Raw genomic sequence first — 18793 nt, 5'->3', positions numbered from 1 at the left:
GTTGGCTCTGCCTCTCGAAGGTAACTTTGCGGGATGCGACCGGCGGGACTGCGGGTCCGGGACCTGACGGGCAGGCGGCACCGGCGACGATGACCAGGAACGGTGGGGACAAGGTGAGACCCGTCGTCGCGGCCATTTGGTCAAGACCTTATTTCCCCGGTTTTGGCGAGGTCTTTGGCCGTAGCCCGCGACCGCAGTTGAAGGATCAGGTGGGCGCCGATCATGAGGACCAGTGATAGGACCAGGAAGATCGCGAGAGAGACGCGACGTAGCGGAGAAGATCCATGAAGGGTGGACCCTTTCAGTTCGGGGGTAAACGATTCCGGCATGGGCGTGCCATCTCGGGTGCAGCTGCGGCCGCACGAGCCAGCGGCGCGCTGCGGGGATTCGGGGACGTCGGCGGTAATCGTGCGAAGGTTTATTCGGACGGGTCGCCCCCGGCGGCCCCGGCATACGGCGTCGCGATGTCATTCCGGGAGCGGCCGGGGTTCGCTGTGCCGGGGGAGGCAGTTTCTGCGGGCAGCCAGGTCGCCCAGTCTTTGGGTTGAATCGATGGCCGGCCCAGGAGGTAGCCCTGGGCTGCGGTCATTCCAAGTTCGGTAACGGCGGCGAGTTCGGCGTGGGTTTCGATGCCTTCGGCGACGAGGACGGCATTGATTTGTTTCGCGAATTCGACCATGACGGCGCCCAGGGCGTGCTGGCCGGTGTCGTCCTGGATTCCGGCGATGAGGCTTCGGTCCAGCTTGATGATGTCCGGGCGCAGGTGCAGGATGTGCCGCATGGATGCGAACCCGGATCCGGCGTCATCCACGGCGACGCGAAGGCCCTGGCGCCGCAGGGGTCCCAAGGCGGATCTGAGTGGCTCGTAGTCCTCAACGGAGAGCCGTTCGGTCAGTTCCAAGACGATCCTGTGCAGCGGCACGTTCGAACGGTCCAGCAGCACGGGTAGATATGGGTCCAGGCAGGAGGCAGGTGAAATGTTCAGGGCAACGTACAGGCAGGACGGCAGATCCGCGGCGGACTCGAGAGCCGTTTCCAGTGCCGCGAATTCCAGCTCTGTCCCGAGTCCGACAGCGGCGGCCTCTTCAAACCAGTAGTCCGCGCCGCTGCCGTTGTCGGTGACGAACCGTGACAGTGCCTCGACACCGGCGACGCGGCCGCTGCTCAGGTCGCGGACGGGCTGAAAGGCCGTCAGTAGCCGTTTGGCGCCGATGATCTCCCGGATACGCGCCCGGCTGTGTTGGGCGTCGGCTTCCCGGGCGGTCCGAGGCGCCAGAAGTCGGATGGTTCCTTCGAATCCCTCCGGTGTTCCGTCGTTGGCGCAGCGGACCCTGCCCGACACGTCGACCCAGACCGGCCTGCCGTCGCGGTGTCGGCAGCGGATGATGACTCCGGTCCACACGGCACCATCCGGACTTGGCGACGTGCTCAGGACGTCCTGCCGCGCCCGGGCCAGATCTTCGGCATCCATCACGAGGGCGCACGGTTCTCCGATCAATTCCCCGGGTCTATAGCCAAGGAGAGCGTGGCTTGCAGCGCTGGAGAAGGTGAAAAGGCCTTGCTGGTCGACCGCCCACAGCCATTCCCGGCTGGTGCGCAGAACGACGTCGATGAGATCGGCAGCATGTTCGGCCTGGAGTCTGTGGCGTCGCTGACCGCGGATGTAATGCAGGGTTCCCAGGGTGGCCGCGGCGACGAGCAGCAGCGCAAGACAGCCGACAAAAATCTGCAGCCCGGGATGGTGGAACATTGTCGAGGGAACGAGGACCAAGGCGGCCGCGGCGCTCAGTGCGAACACCACCTGGGCCATGAAAAGGCTCACCAGCACGCGGCGTCCCGCAGGCGTGTCTAATCCTTCCCCCGGGGGGTGTTGCGGTGATGACAGGGCGGTGGACATCCCGTATTCGGTGTGGGGGATACTGTCGATCCCGGTCGTACAGGTGTAGTCGGGAGATATTGGTGGGGGGGCCGGACGGTGTGAGCGGCGGGGGCCTCCCTTATCGTTGGGCACCGGTGTCCTGACGGCTGGCGCGGCGGGTGCCGGCGGCAGCGGGCGCGACTGCCGCCCGGCGACGAGTCCGGCTGCGACGGATCAGCAGGAGTGCGGCGGCAACGATGAGGAGGGCCACACAGGCGGCAGCAAGAAGGGGGAACCAGTGGCCGCTGTCGTCCTGGGCGGGGGTTACCGTTTCGCCGGGGCCTGCGTCGGGGAAGGTGACCGGGGCGGAAGCGTGGCGTTCGAGCAGGCCGCTCTTCAGGCTGATCTGGGCGGTCCAGGGACCGTTGGGGAGTTCGCGTGGCAGCCTGAAGGTGATGTTTTGGGCCTTGCCGGGTGCGATGGTGATCGCCTGCTGGATGGCGAAGGGGCCTGCGGAGAGTCCGCCCGGGCCGGCGGTCAGGCGGAGTTCACCGGTCGCGTCGACGGCGCGGCCGCCGGTGTTGGTGACCAGGGCATTAAGTTGGGGGGTTCCCTTCCCGTCACGGGAGGGGGTCAGTGAGGTGATGGTGAAGTCAGCGGGCTTGCCGTTGCCGGGCCCGACGGAGAGGTAGATCCGGATTCCGACCCGGTTGGCCTGAGCAACGGCGCCCTTGTCCGTGGCGCTGCGTACTTCGGCCCAGACGGCACCGTATTGCTCGCTTTCGGCCGCGTCAGCCGGGACTTTGATCGTCACGGGGATGTCCGCCGAGGCACCCGAGGCGAGGTCGACCTGCGGCCGGGTCACGCTCGTCCAGGTGCTGAGATCGTTCCTGGAGCCGGCTTCCTCACCAACGAAGGAACCGCCCTCGATGTGTGCCGCGCCGGAGTAGACGCGCACCGTTTGTGCGGACCCGGTGTTGTTTTCGATGCGGATACGGCGGGTGATTTCGGCCCCCGGTGCCAGCCGGTCGATGATATAGGTCCTCGCCCGGGGGTCATCCTGGGTGCTGGCCGGTATATCAAGGAGCCTGATGCCAATGCCGGCGGGCGCGGCTGGCGGTGTGGCCGTCGCACCCGGGACCACAGCCGTTGCGGCGGTCGCCGGAACCGTCTGGGAGTCCGCGAGCAGGATCATCAGGAACAGTGTCATCAGGAAACGCAAAGCGGGGACCTCGGTCTACTCGTAGACGTTCATTGTGCAGCCAGTGGGGGCATGGTTCCGGGGTGGCCGCCGTGCGGCAGGCACCCCGGAACCCGGGTGGTAATTTCGTAATGCAGGGGCTTAGAGGACCGAGTGGGTCAGGACTGCCGTGTAGGTGTCGGCCAGTGCGTCGCTGGGCGCGGTGACGCTAAGGACCGCGTCCCAGGTGGCCGTGTTGTTACCGACCACAGCGGTCGCGGACTGAACGGTCTTGGCAGTGGACAGATCCGCCTGCGTGGTCGGAACAACGGTGACGGTTCCGGTCTTTCCGGCGGTGGCGGGAGTGTAGGTTGCCGCCGTTGCAGGAATGATGTTGGTCGGCGTCGTTCCGGTGAAGTTGGTCAGGGAGACGTTGGCGGTCCAGTCGGCCGTGCCTGCGCGGGAGTCGGTGACGTTTACGCCGGTCAGGTTTGCTGATGCGGAGCCGCCAGGGGTGAGCGCGGTGAGGGCCGTGGATGCCGGAGCCGAGATGCCCAGGGATCCTGCCGCAACCTGAACCGTGGCGGTCGTGTCGGCGGCCGAAGCCGGAAGGGCAAGGGAGGCAATCAGAGCGGCGGAAGCGGCTGCTGCAAGTGAAACACGGGAAATGCTGCGCATGGGTTGAGACCTTTGCTGAGAGTGGATGTGTAAGAAAACCCCGGTTGATATCCCGCTGCGGCGCCTGCGACCGCGTTGCGATGTCTATGTCCGCAACAGGTTCCCCGGTGATTCGAAGCTAACAGCGGCTCATGCCCAATTTATCCATCTTATGGATAATCTGGGGAAAGATTCAGGTCCACATGGAGAAAGCTGCGTGGATCCTGTGGGAATTCTGTGACAAGGACTTCCCTTGGACGTTGCCCCGGGCGCTCAGGCGGCCGGTTCCTATCGTGACGGGTTTCCGCTGTTAGCCTCATGGGATGGCAATGCAGCGAATCACTTTCCTGGTGGACGACATCAATGGCTCCGACGCCGGCGAAACGGTTACCTTCGCCCTTGACGGGCTGTCCTATGAAATCGACCTGAACGGAGCACACGCCTCTGAGCTGCGTGCGGGCTTGCGCCCATACCTGGATGCCGGCCGTAAGATGGCGTCCGCGCGGACAAAGGTGCGCAGGGTCAGGCAAAGCGGAGGGAGCCCGGGCGCTCGAATCCAGGGTTGAGCCGCGCTGCCTCCCCCACCGGGAAGGACAGAAGGACCTTTAGGGCCCGCTCCTGATCCGTGGCTGATGGGGATGGGAAACCTGTCTGGCAGATCAATCGCTCCGCCGGGCTGACCGCGGGGTTTCGATCACGCACGCTGTCGCACCCACTCCGGATCCCCGGCCCGATCACGGTATCGGACCTACATCAAAAGAACAGTTGCGAATATTCACCCAAGGCTCCCTTCGCAGGGGAACGCACCCCAGGAAGGACTACCTCCTTGTGGCCGGACCGCTGCCCGTCTGGAAGGCGCGGCGCCCGGACTCGTTCCATGTTTTAGACCCTCGGAACGCGCCCGCCGCTCCTGCTTCTAAGTCCGAGATGCTGGAGTCTTAATGTTTCCCCTAGCACTAGCAATCCATCCGCGGCCGTGATGCGAATGCTGACCATTGACTCGAAGACGGCGCTTAACGCAGGTTTTCCGCAGGAAAAGCGCAGCATGCCTGAAGGCTTGGCACAGGAGACTCCTCATCCGGACCATGCCCCGTGCCCCGCTTGGTACTTTTTATGAAGTTGGTGAAGTGCCAGCCCTCAACTCGCTCAGGAGTTTCCACATGCTTTCTCTCTACACAAACTTTGCTGTCCGCCTCCGCTGCGATGAGAAAGGTGCCACGGCCGTTGAATACGGCATCATGGTCGCCTTGATCGCCGTCGTGATCATCATCGCCGTCACCGCCCTGGGCGGGACCCTTCACGACATGTTCGTCAGCGTGAAATGTTCGATGACCGCCGGCACCGTCACCGGAACCGGTGGGGCTGCGGTCTGTTCAAACTAGGACATTTGACTCCGGGGCTCCGTCCAGCCGCGACGCAGCCCCGGGTCAACGGCGCCGCGCACTAAGGGAACAACTTCTAAGCTTTTCCCGATGGACGGGACCGAGAAGTGCCCTTCGCGTTGTCAAAGGCTCGAGGACCCTGCCGGTCACGTATCGGCCTGCACTTCAGCCATGTCCCCGCTGACGAAATCGCAGCCCTGACGCGGTGGCGTCCTCATTCGAGAAATGAACCGAAACATCGGCTGAGCCCCAACCCTCTACCAGATTCTCTGCGGGCCTTCGACCGCTTCAAAGATCGACGACTGGAATCATCGCCTCGGCGAGAGTTGGGCATGAGGAGAGGCATGGCCGGCGTCTGCACCAGCGGGCCCTGGCCGGCCGCTCCAGGATCCTTCCGTATGGGAAGGGGAACCTGTCGCGGCTCTCCGATTTGGCATCCACGTATCAGAGAGGGCCAATCGACTCTTGGTGTCACCAGCCCGGAAGCACCAGGGTCCAAGGTCCCTCCCGCCGTCGGCGGACCTTAGCGAAAGGAGCCCCCGTCAAACGTTGAGTTATCGACGGTGTCAGATGCCGTCGCACCGAAGGACGTAGTGCACGGCGCCTCGCGGCCGTGGCTTCCACGCTAGCTCTCTCCGCGCCATCTCAATGGGGCGACCCGGCCCTGGCCTTCGACGCGTGCAAGCTGCTCGACGGAACACAGGGCGAAACATCAAAGGCAGACAGCCGTGCCGCAGTGCCCGCGGAGCAACATTTCGGTGCCGTATTTCTCTTTGAGGGCCTTGCCACCGTGGACAGGGCACGAATGCCCTGAGGAGATGGCACGATTTTCGCGGTCCGAAGCCCTCGTTTATGGCTTTCCGCAGTTTTAACGCAGGAAAATCGCAGCCTGCCAGAAGGCTTGACGCAGGTTATTCCGTTTCTGTAAATAACCCGGGTTTGCCTTGCTACTTTTTATGAAGCTGGTGAAGTACCAGCTCCCAACCGCTCCCTCAACTCGCTCAGGAGTTTCCAAATGCTTTCTCTTTACACAAACTTTGCTGTCCGCCTCCGCCGCGATGAGAAAGGTGCCACGGCCGTTGAATACGGCATCATGGTCGCCCTGATCGCCGTCGTGATCATCATCGCCGTCACCGCCCTGGGCGGAACCCTCCACGACATGTTCGTCAACGTGAAATGTTCGATGGTCCAGGGCACCGTCACCGGCGCCAGCGGCGCTGCCGTCTGCTCCAAGTAAGGCGATCGCCCTGAGCCTCGATCCGCGACGGGCAAGCCAACACGTGAACGGCGGCGGCAGATCAGCCGCCGCCGCCACGTTTCCATCCATCCATGTTTCCTTCGAAAGGCCACGTCATGTCCAGGGCATCGGAACGTGGTGCCGTGGCTGTCGAATTTGCGCTTCTGGCCCCCATTCTGGTGATGCTGCTTCTTGGCATCATGGAATTCGGACGGGCCTACAACGTGCAGGTTGCGCTGTCGAATGCGGGTCGTGAAGGTGTCCGCGTGATGGCGATCTCCAACGATCAGACGGCGGCGCGGACGGCAGCGAAGAACGCGGCCGTTTCGCTGAGTCCGGCTCTTGCGGACACGAATTTCACCTTCAGCGCCCCGGCTTGCACCGCTGGCGCGCAGATGACGGTCACCATCAACTACACGTTAAGCACCCTGACCGGGATTGCGGGGCCTTTCGCACTGCAGGGCGTCGGGACCATGGTGTGCGGAGGATGAGGTCCCGGAATGACGGCGAGTCCGGGGCTGTGGCGATCATCGTGGCGCTGGTCCTGGTCGTCTTGCTTGGCTTTGCCGCGATGGCGGTTGATGCCGGAATGCTCTATGCGGAAAAGGCCCAGGTGCAGAACGGTTCCGACGCCGCTGCTCTCGCCGTGGCCCAGAAATGCGCGGCGAACCCCGCCGACACAAACTGTTCCACTACCTCCGCGGTTGCGGCGGACGTGGCGAACAAGAACGCCAACGACGGACTAAACAACATCAAATCCATCGCCCTTGACCTGTCCAACCGGAAGGTCACGGTGTCCGTGGGCTCCCAGCAGTCGGGCGGATCAGCCAATACTGTTTCCCTGTTCTTCGCCCGCGCCCTTGGTATCCCGAGCACGCAGCTCTATACCAGTTCGACGGTGAAGTGGGGGAGCCCCGTGAAGGGCATTGCACCGTTTCCGATCACCGTTTCGATCTGCCAGGTACGCGGCCAAACCGGCGTCATGCAGCTCCTCCAGCTGCACGGGACCAGCACAGCCAATCCCAGCTGTAATTATGGTCCGTCCGGTGCCGCTGTTGACGGCGGGTTCGGCGGCCTCAAGCAGGACACCGGCGTCTGCGGGGCAACAATTGACATCTCGACAAGCGAGGCCGGCGGCGACACGGGCAACAATCCCCCGCCCTACTGCCAGGACACACTAAACGGCTGGGCGGCGAACATGACGGCAGGCAAGGACGTCATCGTGCTGCTGCCCATCTTCAACTCGGTTACCGGCACCGGAACCGGCGCCATCTTCGGCCTGACAACCTTCGCCGCGTTCAAGGTGGCCGGCTGGAAATTTGGCCCCACAGGCCTGCCCTACACATTCCGGAACCGGTCACCGGACGTGCCCGCCGCGTTGGAGTGCAGGGAACCGTGCCGCGGCATCATCGGCACGTTCGTCAAGTACGTTTCCCTGGCGAACGGCTACACCCTTGGACCAGTGAATCCGGACGGGGCCACCGTCGTCGCATTCAGCAGTTAGCCACGCAGCCCATGATTTTTGATCTATCCAGGAGCAGTCAGTGAAGTCACGTTTGTTGGCCGGTGTGTTGGCAGTCCTGCTGGCCGTCGTCGGGGCGGTGCTCGTTCTCACCTACGCCCAGGGCGCTGACCAGCGGGCCGTCCGCAACCTTGATCCGGTGGGAGTCCTCGTGGTGAACAAGGCAGTGCCGGCCGGGTCATCGATTGAGACGCTGAAGGCCGCCGTTGCGCTGCAGCAACTTCCGGGCACCGCTGTGGCAAAAACCGCTCTCAACACCCTCGATGGAGCCGCCGGAAAAGTCACGTCCGCGGACTTGCTCCCCGGCGAGCAGCTGCTTGCTGAACGCCTTGTCTCCCCCGAGGAATTGAAGACTTCCGGTTCCGTCGCCGTGCCTGCAGGTCTTCAGGAAATCTCCTTCCAGCTTGAGCCGCAGCGTGTAGTGGGCGGCCGGCTCGAGGCCGGTGACCATGTGGGCATCTTTGTCTCCATGAAAGGGGGCGGGATGGAAGCCAAACCGGACAAGGAAACGAGCCAGCTGTCCATCCACAAGGTGCTGGTCACCGCCGTGCAGCGCGCCCCGGATGCCGCAGCTGCAAAACCGACGCCTGCCGCGACCGATGGGCCCCAGACCAACCCGCGTGACGTAAACCTTCCCACCGGGACTCTGATGGTGACTGTCGCGGTGAACGACGTCAACGCCGACAAGATCGTGTTCGCATCCGAATTCGCCTCCCTCTGGCTGAGCAAGGAACCGCTGGATGCGCAGGACAGCGGACCCCGCATCATGGTCCGGCCGGATGTCTACAAATGAGCCGCTTCGTCCTGATCACTCCCGACACCGACTTCGACGGCCGCCTCCGCCGGGCGGTGGCGGGGGGCCTGCCGGGAAATGTCCACACCTTCTTCTCCAGCATTCTGCCCGCCGACCCCGGCGAGTTGTTCGCCGCGCTGGGCCAGGAACAGCCTGAAGTCCTGATCCTGGGCCCGGAAGTGGCGATGGAGGACGCGCTTCGCCTGGCAACGGTCTTTAACGTGCAGGCCCCGGAACTGAGCGTGATCCTGGTCAGCGACCCGGACCCGGATTTCCTCCTGCAGGCGATGCGGGCCGGTATCCGGGACATCATGAGCCCGGGGGCCGACGCGGCCCAGATCCGCGTCTTGCTCGAGCGGGCCTGTCAGTCCTTCGCCAGCCGGCACAGGACCCAGGAGCCCAAGCAGACCGACACCAAAAAAGGCCTGGTGATAGGGGTTTTCTCGCCCAAAGGCGGGGTGGGAAAAACGACCATCGCGACCAACATCGCCATCGGGTTGGGCAGGATCGCCCCGATGAGCGTGGTGATCGTGGACCTGGACCTGCAGTTCGGCGACGTCGCATCAGGGCTTTACCTGAAACCCGAGCACACGGTCATCGACGCCGTGTCATCCTCGGCCAGCCAGGACTCCCTGGTCCTGAAGGCCTTCCTGACAGTGCACCCCGGCAGCATCTATGCCCTCTGCGCTCCCAAGAGCCCGGCGGACGGGGACGAGATCACTCCCGGGCAAATAACCCGTCTTCTGGAGCAGCTGGCCGAAGAGTTCCAGTACGTCATCGTCGACACCGCTCCCGGGCTGCCAGAGGTGGGCCTGGCTGCCATGGAGCAATGCACGGACGTGGTGTGGGTCAGCGCCATGGACATCCCCAGCGTCCGCGGACTTCGTTCAGGACTTGAGATCCTGCGGCGGCTGGATTTGCTGCCCGAGACACGGCACGTGGTGCTGAACATGGCGGACCCCCGGTCCGGTCTCACAGTCCAGGACGTCGAGTCCACGATCGGTTCACCTGTGGATGTGAGCATCCCCCGTTCCCGTGCCGTGGCGCTGTCCACCAACCGCGGAATACCCGTCCTGCAGGAATCCCGGAAGGATCCCGCGATCAAGGGACTTCAGCGGCTGGTTGAACGCTTCGATCCCGCATGGCGCGCAAAAGCCCAACGAAAACTGCACCGAAGGGTAGTTCTCTAGATGAAACTTTCAGAACGGCTCCGCGCCTCGGAGGGGCGGACCGAAAACTCCACCCGGCCTCCCGCGACAGTGCCGCCTCCCTCCAGGCCCGCTTTCTCCGCGGCCGCGCGGACGAAGTCCGTTACTACGGGTCCCCCGGCCGTGCCCAAGTCGCCCAGCGTCCTCAAGCCGGTCTCCCCCGCCCTCCCGGGCCAACAGGCCGATCCCACCGTCTCCGCCAAAGTACAAAGGCCCGTTGACGTCTTCGCAGCCATGAAGCAACGGGCCGCGACGTCGCTGTTTGAACGCCTGGGCGCCCGGTTCAACGATTCGGCAGTCACCGAACTCGAGCTGCGGACCATTGCCCGGGACGAGCTCACCCGCATCATCGATGCCGAGCAGGTGCCCCTCTCCGCCGAGGAGCGCGCCAGACTCGTGCGGGACGTCGCCGATGACGTCCTCGGCTACGGGCCGCTCCAGCGTCTCCTGGACGACGAGGCGGTCACCGAAATCATGGTCAACCGTATGGACCAGATCTACGTCGAACGCAAAGGCCAGCTCACCCTGACAGATTCCCGTTTCAGTTCCGAGGAGCACCTCCGGAAAGTCATCGAACGCATTGTGTCCAAGGTGGGCCGGCGCATTGACGAGTCCTCTCCCCTGGTGGACGCACGCCTTGAAGATGGCTCCCGCGTCAATGCGGTGATTCCGCCCCTGGCCGTGGGCGGTTCTTCGCTGACCATCCGTAAGTTCAGCAAGGTTCCCCTCACGGTCCGCAATCTCATTGACTTCGGGACGCTGACGCCGGAGATGGCCGAACTCCTGGACGCATGTGTGAAGGCGAAGCTGAACATTATCGTCTCCGGCGGCACGGGGACGGGAAAGACCACTCTGTTGAATGTCCTGTCCTCCTTCCTGCCCGCCAATGAACGGATCGTCACCATCGAGGACGCCGTGGAGCTCCAGATCCAGCAGGAACACGTGGTGCGGCTGGAAAGCCGCCCTCCCAACACCGAGGGCAAGGGCGAGGTGACGATCCGTGAACTGCTGAGGAACTCGCTGCGTATGCGTCCGGACCGGATCGTGGTGGGCGAGGTCCGTGGTGGGGAATCGCTGGACATGCTGCAGGCCATGAACACCGGCCACGACGGCTCGCTGTCCACCGTTCACTCCAATTCACCCCGCGACGCCGTGGCCCGCCTTGAGACGCTGGTGCTGATGGCGGGGATGGACCTTCCCCTGCGGGCCATCCGCGAGCAGATTGCCTCCGCCGTGAACCTGATCGTCCAGATCTCCCGCCTGCGCGACGGCAGCCGCCGCATCACGCACGTCACCGAGGTACAGGGCATGGAGGGCGATATCGTCACGCTCCAGGATGCGTTCGTGTTCGACTACTCGGCCGGGGTGGACGCCCATGGTCGCTTCCTCGGCACCCCGGTGCCCACGGGCATCCGCCCCCGGTTCATCGACCGTTTCGAGGATCTGGGTATCCACGTCTCCCCAGGCGTTTTCGGCGCAACCCCGGCGCGGAACCAGAAAGCCTAATCATGATGCTCTCCGCCGGAATGGGCCTGCTGCTGGCCGCGGCCCTCCTGACGGGGGTCGCGCTGTTCATGCCGCGGTCCCCGAAAATCGCCCTGGACCGCCGCCAGCCCTACCGCGAAGAGTCCGATTCCCAACTGGCCCGTTTTGCCGGGTCGGCCGTCGGAATCATCGAAGGCTTCCTGTCCCGAAGGAATATCCGCCTCTTCAGCCGGGACGCCCTCGAAAACGCCGGACTCCGCTTCAGCCAGGCTGACTTCCTCATCCTCGTGATGGCCGGCGGCAGCGTCGGAGCACTGATCGGACTGCTGGTCGGCGGCCTGGGGCTGGCCCTGCTCATGCTCATACTGGCCCCGGCCGCCGCGCATTTCACCCTGGGCTTCCTGGCCGGTAAGAGGCGCGGAAAATTCTCCGACCAACTCGGGGACACCCTTCAACTGCTCTCCGGCAGCCTCCGGGCCGGACACAGCATCCTCCGCGCCATCGAGGCGGCATCCTCGGAATCACAGACTCCAACCTCAGAGGAGATGCGCAGGGTGATCACCGAGACCAGCCTGGGCAAAGACCTCCTCACCTCGCTGAACGACACCGCAACGCGCATGCAAAGCGAGGACTTCGTCTGGATAGCCCAGGCGATCCAGATCAACCGCGAAGTGGGCGGAAACCTGGCGGAAGTCCTGGACCAGGTGAACGAAACCATCCGGGAACGCAATGAAATCAAGGGCCACATCCGGTCACTGGCCGCGGAAGGAAAATTCTCCGCCTACATCCTGATCGCCATGCCCTTCGGCATCGTCATCATGCTCACTATCGTCAACCCCGGATACATGGATCCCATGTTCAACCATCCCCTCGGCTGGGTCATGATGGGCGCCTCCGCAGTCATGATGACCATCGGCAGCCTGTGGATGCGCAAAATCATCGACCTGAAGTTCTGACCCGGCACATGGAACTCATCCCGCTCATCTCCCCGTTTCTCGTGGCCCTCCCCATCGGATACCTCACCTGGTCCTTGCTCTCGACAGACCGGAAAGGCCGCACGGCTGTCCAGGAACTCCTGAGCACCGGCCGCGAGGCAGTCGAGGTCGCTGACGTTCAACAGGACGGATTCCTGGCCCTGATCGGATACCGCCTTACCCCACCGGCCTACGTCAAAAAGCTCGACAGGCTGTTGTCTCTGGCCGGCAGACCCCCGTCACTCCCCCTGGGCCGGGTGCTGGCGGCAAAGCCCGTGCTCGGGCTGATCGGGGTGTTGTTGGGTTTCTACATTGGCAGCATGGGAACCACACCGGTCATGAAACTGGTCGGGGTGTTCGTCGCGGTCCTCGGGTACCTCATTCCGGATCTGCTGCTGTACAGCAAAGGCCTTGAACGGCAGAAAGCCATGCAGCTGGAGCTGGCCAACACCTTGGATCAGATGCTGATCTCCGTCGAGGCCGGGCTCGGCTTCGAGGGGGCCATGGCCCGCGCCGGGGAGAACGGCAACGGCCCGCTCGCGGAGGAACTGGTCCGCACCCTTCAGGACATGCAGGTAGGCCGCAGCCGACGGGAGTCTTACCTTGCCCTGGCCGAGCGCACCAGCCTGCCCGAGCTCCGCAGCTTCGTCCAAGCCGTGGTGCAGGCGGACACCTACGGCATCGCCATCAGCCGCGTCCTGCGCGTCCAGGCCAAAGTCATGAGAGTCAAACGCCGCCAACGCGCCGAAGAGAAAGCCATGAAACTTCCCGTTTCCATACTGTTTCCGCTGCTCTTCTTCATCTTTCCGGTTCTTTTCATCGCCATCCTCGGTCCCGCCGCCATCAATGCCATCGATACGTTCAGCGGCGGCAAATGAGCACGCCAGCCGCTGTCGAATCCTTTCCGCAGGGACACCCAAGGTTTCCCGCAGGATCTGCACATCACCGGCCCGCGACGCACCGACAGAACGTAGCCTGACATCATGTCCGATAGAGTCCCAAACCCGCCTGGCGGTGCGAACCACCTCAACGCCCCCGACCCCGACGAAACGACTGCGGGGGTCGCGGCCGCACGTACCGGAGATGATCTTCCCTTGATGGATCCACGCGTCTTGGCAGATCTGGAACTAAAAGTGGGAGGACCCGTGGTCGCCCAACGTTTTGCCCGGGACTATGCGGAAATGTGGGAGGACCGGTACCGGCGGCTGGCCGACGCGTTCAAGGCCAGCGACCGCGACACCGCTCTGGAAGCCGTCATCAGCCTCAAGACCTCTGCGGCCATGATCGGTGGACTGCGTCTGGCGCGCCTGGCGGAGGATTTGGAACACATCATCCGAAACGGGGAACTCAGCGACGGCCACCAACTCGTCGCCATGGTGGCTGACCGCGGCATCAGGACGGTACAGGAGCTGCAGGAGACGTATATCGTCCACGACCGGCGGCCCTGAGTCCCGGAACCCCCGGGCTGCTGGCTAGCCGCCAAACAGCAGCCCGTCGTCCGATCGAAATGCTAGAGGCGCAGACTGCCCAACGCAAGCGCATCCGCCCGGAATCGTGACGGGCCTGCAGAGGGCAGCGAAATGGAGGTCCCGCCGGTCAGCGGGCGCCGTCGAAGGCTTCTACACACCCAATGACCCCCGTCAGCATAAGGTCAGCCTTACATGTAGGTGATGACGGTGCCGGCACCGGCGGACCAGGTGATGCGTCCGCCTTGGTAGTCCTGGGCCACACCGGCGCCGGAGGCGTACTCATTGGTGATCGGATAGCCCAAGCGGCCGTTCTCCCAGCCCTGCGATGCATATGCCGCGCGGATGGCGCCCGCGTTGGCGTGGGCCCCCGAACCGGCGGACCAGTAGATGACGCCGAACTGGAAGTTCTGGTACACGCCTCCGTTCTTCAGCCCGGTGATCTCATTGCTGGTGGGGTAGCCGAGGAAGCCGTTCTCCCAGTTGAGCCCCGCCCAGGCCGCGTCAATGGCTCCCTTGGTGATGTGGGCTCCGGTGGCCGGGGACCAGTGGATCACGCCGCCCTGGAACGTCTGGTAGACGCCCCCGTTCTTCAGGTTCCCGATTTCATTGCTGGTGGGGTAGCCGAGTCCGCCATTCTCCCAGTTTTGCGCCGCCCAGGCCGCATCGACGGCTCCCTTGGTGACATGGGCTCCGGTGGCCGGGGACCAGTGGATGACTCCGCCCTGAAACGTTTGGTAGCACCCTCCGCCGGCCAGGCCGCAGGTCACGGCCCCCGTAGCGGTGCCGATCTCCGGGGACGCGGCCGCCGCGGCGGATATTGCCGATGAGGCGCCTGCGGGAAGACCCGACCCGGGATTCGAAAACAGCAATCGGTTCGGCGTGCCCGCCCCGGCGGCGGTGACCACCCCCGCGGTCGCATCGGAGTCCAGCTTGGACGCCACCGCCGAGGGGGTCATTGTCTGGTCTTCGGAGAGCAGGACCGCCGCAGCCCCCGCGGCGTGGGGTGCGGCCATGGACGTTCCGCTCATGGTGGCGGTTGCGGTGCCCGAGGTGTACCAGGCGGAAGTAATTCCAACACCCGGTGCGTACATGTCGACGCAGGAGCCGAAATCAGAGAAGGAGGCCTGCCGGTCCGAGGTGTCGGTGGCGGCCACGGTAATCGCCTCCGGGACTCTGGCAGGGGAACCGTTGCAGGCATCCACGGCTGAATTGCCGGCAGAGACCGTCGTGGTGACGCCGTCGGCGATAAGGCTTTGCACGGCGGAGTCAACCATGGCACTGGCGGACCCGCCAAGGCTCATATTGGCCACGGCGGGTGTCCCGGCAGCGTGGTTCGAGGCCACCCAGTCCAGGCCCGCGACCACATCCGAGGTGTAGGCGGAGCCCGTGCAGTCCAGCACACGAACGGGAATGATGGTGGCGGCTTTGGCCACACCGTAGGTCTTGCCCGCGATGATGCCGGCCACGTGGGTGCCGTGGCCGTTGCAGTCAGTTGTCCCGTTTCCGTCGGCGATGGCGGACCATCCCGCCGCAACGCGTCCGCCAAATTCCGTATGGGTTGCCAGCACTCCCGTATCGATCACGTAGGCGTTCACCCCGGCACCGGAAGCCGGGGAGGTGTAGGAGCCCGAGAGCGGCAACGCGCGCTGGTCGATCCGGTCCAATCCCCAGGGCGACGGCTGTTCCGTGTCTGTTGCAGTCATCTTCGTATCAAGTTCGACGGCGGCAACCTGTGCCGAGTTCTTAAGCTCGTTGGCTTGGGCTTCAGTCGCGGTCACCACGGCTCCGCGCAACGCTTTCGAGAATGTCCGTCCGATGGCGAGATTCCGGGACTGCAGTCCTTTCAGCCCCGCCGCGGCGTCGGTTTGATCGGCATACTTCACGATATAGCGCGCTGTTTCACCTCTTTCCACACCGTCCACAGCGTGCGCGGGGGCCGGCGAAGCGTTCCCGGCGGCCACCCCGGCGGAGGTCACCGCCAGCATGGTCAGCAGCAGGAGCAGGGCGGGGCGTCGAACAAATGAGGAAAGAATTTCGGGGTTCCTTCGGAGTCAGGACCATCGGGTGAGGACCGGAATCTGGCTGAATCAGTTTATTTCCGGCCGGCCCAGGACCGCTGAATGCTGCCCTAATCCTGCGCCAAAACTTGGACTTCGGGGTAAACCTGCGCCAATTGTGGGCCCCAGCCATCCTTTGACGCAGGGCGGTGGTGGACGGGAACTCCACGGGATCTTCAGCGCGTCGGATCCTCAGAGGCAGGAGACGGAACTGCAACCCTTTTCGATTACCCGTGGCGTGCGAGATCTGCTCCGTGTCGACAATGCTGCCCTCCCGGAATTCCCGGAGCCGCTACAGGTGAGTCCTGTGGACCAGTACTCCGGCATCCCGGCGCGGCGGACTTTCGAACCCGCGGCGGGTCCTGCCGCGGTTTGATCGGGGGCAAAGGCAAAGCATTCTGTTGGACGCCAGGGTTGCTGCGGCTGGCCCTCGCGTAGCCGGTGGTCCTACCGTGCCTCCGTTGTCAGTTCCGCCCATGGAGAGCTGGGCTTCCGTGCAGCCAGACCGGGATGCGCTCAGGGGGCAGGGGTTTGCTCCAAAAGTAGCCTTGGGCGTGGCGCACGCCCAGCCGGCGCAGTTCGGCGAGCTGGCCGCTGGTTTCCACGCCTTCCGCGATGACGTCGAGGTTCAGGCTCTCGGCCATGCCCAGGACGAGCTCGATGATGGTCGCCCCGTGCGGGTCGCTTCCGAGTTCCTCCACGAAGGTCCGGTCAATTTTCAGGGTCCGGGCTGAAAGCCACTTGAGGTAGCTCAGCGATGAGTAGCCGGTGCCGAAGTCGTCGATGGAGAGCCCGACCCCGAGCGCGGAGAGCCGCTGCAGGGTTTCTTTGGGAAGATCGGGCTGATCCATCAGGATGGTTTCGGTAATTTCCAGGTTGACTGCGGCCGGGTCGATGCCCGAACCGGTGATGGCCGACTCAACGACCAGGGGGAAGTCTCCGGCCACGAGTTGGCGTCCTGAAATGTTCACAGCGGCGGAAACGTTCTCCGCACCGGGGAGTGCCCGCCGCCATTGCTGGATCTGGCGCAGTGCATCGTGGAGCACCCAGGTGCCGATGGGGACGATGAGGCCTGTTTCCTCGGCTATGGGAATGAAGGTGTCGGGCATGATCAGACCGAGTTCGCTATGGTGCCACCGCAGCAATGCCTCGAAACCCACGGTGGCCTCCGTGGCGACGTCGATGATCGGCTGGTAGTTCAGGCATAGCTCGCCGCGGTCCAGGGCGAGCCTCAGATCCGATTCCAGGTCCAGGCGTCCGGTCGCGCTCCCGGTCATTCGCGCATCGTAAACCGCGGACGAATCCCCGCCCGCGGCCTTGGCCCGGTACATGGCCGCGTCCGCCCCGCGCAGCATTGATTCGGCCGTATCGTGGAGCCGCGCCAGGGCGATGCCGACGCTGACGTTGAGGTAAATCTGCCGCCCTTCGACCTCGAATGGGTCCCGGGTGCATGCCCTGATCCGCTCGGCGAGCGTCCTCGCCCCGCGCATCAGCAGGTTCTCGCAGACCACGACGAACTCATCGCCGCCGAACCTGCCCACCGTGTCGCGGTCCCTGACGGCGCTCCTGAGCCGTTCCCCCAGGATCGTCAGAATCGTGTCGCCGGCTCCGTGTCCGATGCCGTCATTGATCAGTTTGAACCGGTCGATGTCCACGAACATCACCACCGGATGCGCCTCCCGGTCCAGGAGGCCCTGGAGGACCTCGGTGATCAGGTACCTGTTGGGCAGACCCGTTAATGCATCATGGCGGGCCTGGTGCTCCAGTACTTCTGCGGCGTTCTTGCGCTCGGTGATGTCCAGCACCGTGTCCAGGAATCGACGGGATTGCCCGTCGGTGCTGGTCACGCTCCGAATCCGGGAATGCAGCCACCGCTGTTCCCCGTCAGGCCTGATGATCCGGTACTCGAAATCCGCGGATTCCAGCCCATCCTCCAGGTTCTTCCAGATGTGGCGGACGAGATCGCGGTCCTCCGGATGCGTCAGCTCGGGCATTGAGTCACGGGTGGCCGGGTGGCCCGGAGGCAGGCCGAGGATCCGGCAATACTCTTCCGAGTACCACGTTTCCCCGGTGACGGGGGTGTGTTCAATGCTTCCGACGTGGGCCATCTCCTGGGCGGCCAGGAGACGTGCGCGCTCTGCCGCCGCCTCCGCTTTCAGCCGCTGGATCTCCGTGATGTCCCGTGCAATGGCGGATGCTCCGACCTGCGCCCCGTCCTGGCCGTACACCGGGGAGACCGTCAGTTCCACGTCGATCACCGACCCGTCCTTGCACCGCCACCGCGTCACCAGCCCGGTCACGAACGTACCCTGCCCGGTGCGGGCCATGACTTCATCGCCGAAGTCCACCGCGTCACCGGTGGCCAGAAGGCGGTAGCTTTGCCCGACCGCTTCCGGGGAACTCCAGCCGAACATCCGGGCGGCGCCGGCATTCCAGCTGGTGATCCTCCCGCCCAGGTCCGCACCAATGATGGCATCCCCTGAGGATTCCACCATCGCGGAGAGCCGGCGCAGGATGGCCTCGCCGTGCTTACGGTCGGTGATGTCCTTGGAGATCGCCACCACGGCCACGGGCACCGTATGCCGCCCACGGATGGGGCTGACCGTGGCATGTACCGGGAACTCCCTGCCCGTACGGTCACGCATCCAGAACTCACCGGCCCAGTCCCCGCCATTGGCCAGCCGGTGCGCTATCTCCCGCCCCGTCGCACCCTGCCCCTGCGCCTCGGGGGCAGCGAAAATGCCCAGATCCGCGATCTTCACACCCAGCACTTCGGCCGGGCTGAACCCGTACAGGCGTTCGGACGCGCGGTTCCAGTACGTGATCCGCCACTCACCATCCATACCAATGACGGACTGCCCGATCTCATCCAGCAGCAACGACTGCATGACCAGATCATCATGATGTTCCTCAGCCATTGATCCCCCCGACAGGCCAGCCTCCGCACAACGCTGTGTCCGAAGCTAATCAG

General features: G+C 64.3%; 16 protein-coding genes. 11 read left to right on the top strand and 5 right to left on the bottom strand.

Features of this window, described 5'->3' with window-relative positions; all coding sequences use genetic code 11:
* Positions 1–418: 418 nt before the first annotated feature.
* From ACP4XC_RS09565 to ACP4XC_RS09555, 3 genes are all read right to left on the bottom strand, one after another.
* Positions 419–1828 carry a sensor domain-containing phosphodiesterase gene (locus ACP4XC_RS09565; RefSeq protein WP_427174699.1) on the bottom strand — a complete coding sequence of 470 codons (1410 nt, stop codon included), beginning with the start codon at positions 1826–1828 and terminating at the stop codon, positions 419–421.
* A 169-nt stretch (positions 1829–1997) separates the two neighbouring features.
* Positions 1998–3068, bottom strand: coding sequence for a hypothetical protein (locus ACP4XC_RS09560; protein ID WP_427174698.1), 1071 nt, complete (start codon positions 3066–3068; stop codon positions 1998–2000).
* A 132-nt stretch (positions 3069–3200) separates the two neighbouring features.
* The gene (locus tag ACP4XC_RS09555; RefSeq protein ID WP_427174697.1) at positions 3201–3716 is read right to left on the bottom strand and encodes a hypothetical protein; all 516 of its coding nucleotides are present in this window, start codon (positions 3714–3716) and stop codon (positions 3201–3203) included.
* A gap of 302 nt (positions 3717–4018) precedes the next feature.
* Here ACP4XC_RS09555 and ACP4XC_RS09550 point away from each other — a divergent pair, with 302 nt between their 5' ends.
* From ACP4XC_RS09550 to ACP4XC_RS09500, 11 genes are all read left to right on the top strand, one after another.
* Positions 4019–4261 (top strand): histone-like nucleoid-structuring protein Lsr2, encoded by a 243-nt coding sequence (locus ACP4XC_RS09550; RefSeq protein WP_427174695.1) that lies wholly within the window; start codon positions 4019–4021, stop codon positions 4259–4261.
* A 594-nt stretch (positions 4262–4855) separates the two neighbouring features.
* Positions 4856–5077, top strand: a complete 222-nt coding sequence (locus ACP4XC_RS09545) for a Flp family type IVb pilin (RefSeq protein ID WP_427174694.1) — start codon at positions 4856–4858, stop codon at positions 5075–5077.
* A 1015-nt stretch (positions 5078–6092) separates the two neighbouring features.
* Positions 6093–6314, top strand: coding sequence for a Flp family type IVb pilin (locus ACP4XC_RS09540; protein WP_427174692.1), 222 nt, complete (start codon positions 6093–6095; stop codon positions 6312–6314).
* A gap of 116 nt (positions 6315–6430) precedes the next feature.
* Positions 6431–6805 carry a TadE/TadG family type IV pilus assembly protein gene (locus ACP4XC_RS09535; protein ID WP_427174691.1) on the top strand — a complete coding sequence of 125 codons (375 nt, stop codon included), beginning with the start codon at positions 6431–6433 and terminating at the stop codon, positions 6803–6805.
* The gene (locus tag ACP4XC_RS09530; protein WP_427174690.1) at positions 6802–7818 is read left to right on the top strand and encodes a pilus assembly protein TadG-related protein; all 1017 of its coding nucleotides are present in this window, start codon (positions 6802–6804) and stop codon (positions 7816–7818) included. The genes ACP4XC_RS09535 and ACP4XC_RS09530 overlap by 4 nt, the downstream gene beginning before the upstream one ends.
* 40 nt (positions 7819–7858) lie before the next feature.
* Positions 7859–8629 (top strand): Flp pilus assembly protein CpaB, encoded by a 771-nt coding sequence (gene cpaB, locus ACP4XC_RS09525; protein ID WP_427174688.1) that lies wholly within the window; start codon positions 7859–7861, stop codon positions 8627–8629.
* The gene (locus ACP4XC_RS09520) at positions 8626–9819 is read left to right on the top strand and encodes an AAA family ATPase (RefSeq protein WP_427174686.1); all 1194 of its coding nucleotides are present in this window, start codon (positions 8626–8628) and stop codon (positions 9817–9819) included. Before cpaB ends, ACP4XC_RS09520 begins: the two co-directional genes overlap by 4 nt.
* A 252-nt stretch (positions 9820–10071) precedes the next feature.
* Positions 10072–11343 carry a CpaF family protein gene (locus ACP4XC_RS09515; RefSeq protein WP_427175072.1) on the top strand — a complete coding sequence of 424 codons (1272 nt, stop codon included), beginning with the start codon at positions 10072–10074 and terminating at the stop codon, positions 11341–11343.
* Positions 11344–11345: 2 nt separating this feature from the next.
* On the top strand, positions 11346–12278 hold the full coding sequence (locus ACP4XC_RS09510; protein WP_427174685.1) for a type II secretion system F family protein: 933 nt from the start codon (positions 11346–11348) through the stop codon (positions 12276–12278).
* An 8-nt stretch (positions 12279–12286) separates the two neighbouring features.
* On the top strand, positions 12287–13174 hold the full coding sequence (locus ACP4XC_RS09505; RefSeq protein WP_427174683.1) for a type II secretion system F family protein: 888 nt from the start codon (positions 12287–12289) through the stop codon (positions 13172–13174).
* A gap of 105 nt (positions 13175–13279) precedes the next feature.
* Positions 13280–13744: an Hpt domain-containing protein gene (locus ACP4XC_RS09500; RefSeq protein ID WP_427174681.1), complete on the top strand. Its 465-nt coding sequence runs from the start codon at positions 13280–13282 to the stop codon at positions 13742–13744.
* 209 nt (positions 13745–13953) lie between these two features.
* Here the strand turns inward: ACP4XC_RS09500 and ACP4XC_RS09495 are convergent, their stop codons facing one another.
* Positions 13954–15750 carry a S8 family serine peptidase gene (locus ACP4XC_RS09495; protein ID WP_427174679.1) on the bottom strand — a complete coding sequence of 599 codons (1797 nt, stop codon included), beginning with the start codon at positions 15748–15750 and terminating at the stop codon, positions 13954–13956.
* 536 nt (positions 15751–16286) lie between these two features.
* Positions 16287–18740 carry a sensor domain-containing protein gene (locus tag ACP4XC_RS09490; protein ID WP_427174677.1) on the bottom strand — a complete coding sequence of 818 codons (2454 nt, stop codon included), beginning with the start codon at positions 18738–18740 and terminating at the stop codon, positions 16287–16289.
* Positions 18741–18793: the final 53 nt, after the last annotated feature.

The sequence above is a fragment of the Arthrobacter sp. 92 genome (assembly GCF_050260325.1).
GTDB lineage: Bacteria > Actinomycetota > Actinomycetes > Actinomycetales > Micrococcaceae > Arthrobacter.
Note: the sequence above shows the minus strand (reverse complement) of the source record. Positions and strands in the feature narration are given on the sequence as shown.